The organism is Methanoregula sp. (assembly GCF_049690535.1).
Lineage (GTDB): Archaea > Halobacteriota > Methanomicrobia > Methanomicrobiales > Methanospirillaceae > Methanoregula.
Map to the genome: position 1 here is coordinate 1 of NZ_JBAVMX010000140.1, position 1,561 is coordinate 1,561.

Genomic DNA, 1,561 nt, shown 5'->3' on the forward strand with positions numbered 1-1,561 from the left:
GCAAGGCCGGATTTTGCCGTCCTGACAAATTTGAGCACGGCGGCATGGAAATTTACGATCTCTTTTTCTATACGGTCGAGCAGTTCCGCGACCCGTGCCGGTTCCCATTTGCGGGTAAAGAAGCGCGCAGCCCGGTCTGCCACCCGTTTCATCACATCGGGTCTCCGGATGGCAAGGTAGAAGAGGACGAGGCACCCGGCGACAAAGATCCAAGTAATGTAGACCATGACCTCCGAGATCGCCCCGAGGCTCTTCCACTGCTCGGTGAGGGCAAACATCGCAAACGCTGCAAGGCAGGCAAGGGCGATACCGTCCAGCACCCGTTCCATAATGACAATCGCCGTTGCATCCCCGAGCGGGACATTCGCCTTGTACAGCTCGTGCACCCGGACCGGTTCACCGCCGGCCTGTGCCGGGGTGACTGCCGCAGCAAGGAGGTTTGCAAAAACGAGGTTCAAGGAATAGAAAAATTTGATCGGGTACCCGAGCGACCCGGACATCTTCTTGACCCGCATCGCCCAGAAGCACATGGTCAGGATATGGGTGAGGAATGCGAGGAGCAGGAACCAGGGGTTGATCTTTTTAAGGTACTGGAGGGTGTTTGCGTTTATGGTAAAATAGAGGATGACGATCAGCACCACGAGAGAAAAACCGATGGATATATACAGCCATTTCTTCTGCGAACTGTCCATGGTGCCCACCCGGGCAGGATCTGCCTGCCTGTTTTATCTTAAAAGGTTATGAGGCATAGTATAAACACCTTTTATTGGAGAAGATTTCCGTCTGGCCGCCGTCGTGTCAGATCGTGAAGATCTCCCGGTTGCCGGTGAGTGCCAGGAGGCCGGACCTGACCCCGGCGTCCAGCCACGCGTGCCCGTAGCTGAAGCGTGCGAGTGCCACCTCCATCTCCTCTGCCGCAAGGCTGACCTGCCCGCCCCGGGCATAACAGGTGCCGACTGCAAGAACGCGACGGGCAAAGATGCCGCCGGTTGTTTCCGGTTCAGGAGCTAGTGTCACCGAGGCGCATGCGGTGTCGAGCAGGCGGGCATACCTCCGTGTTTTCTCGTCGAGTTTTCCTGCATGCGCCGGGGGAAGTGATTCCGTCGGCCCGGCAAAGGGGCAGGTGGCAGTTTTTTTCCCCGGGAGGGACAGCAGGCCGTACGCGAGGCCGAAGTGCAGCCAGCCGGAGCCGTAATAGTATGCGGCGAGGGTATTGACAAGATCCCCGCCGGCAAAGAACGTGGCGCCATCGTCCGCATAGGCACGTGCCATGCCCCGGACGGTGTCGGCAGTCGCACCAAGCGGCGTGCCTTCGTGGGGGACAACCGTGGTGGCATCCAGTTCGCGGGAGAGGAGTTCTCCGCATGCGGCGATCAGCATAGGCCGGCAAACCTCGAAAGATACGTCCGCTCCATATCGTGGAGCTCTCCCGGGACGACCAGCACGTGGAGCGGCGGGCCAAAATCCGTGGACCTGATGACTTCGGCAGTGCCGGCCCGTACGACCGGCGCCTCAGAACCGGCCCGGGCAATGCCGACATACAACGGAATTGTCACCTGTT

At 59.4% G+C, this 1,561-nt stretch carries 2 protein-coding genes and 1 pseudogene; all 3 read right to left on the reverse strand.

The window, feature by feature from the left end; all coding sequences use genetic code 11:
* Positions 1 to 692 (reverse strand): lysylphosphatidylglycerol synthase transmembrane domain-containing protein (locus tag WCE46_RS11165; RefSeq protein ID WP_424733800.1); only part of this gene is annotated, 692 nt, incomplete at its 3' end.
* A gap of 106 nt (positions 693 to 798) precedes the next feature.
* The gene (locus tag WCE46_RS11170) at positions 799 to 1,380 is read right to left on the reverse strand and encodes a DUF357 domain-containing protein (protein ID WP_424733801.1); all 582 of its coding nucleotides are present in this window, start codon (positions 1,378 to 1,380) and stop codon (positions 799 to 801) included.
* Positions 1,374 to 1,561: pseudogene (locus WCE46_RS11175) on the reverse strand (diphthine synthase); the annotation flags it as partial. The pseudogene WCE46_RS11175 and the gene WCE46_RS11170, both read right to left, overlap by 7 nt.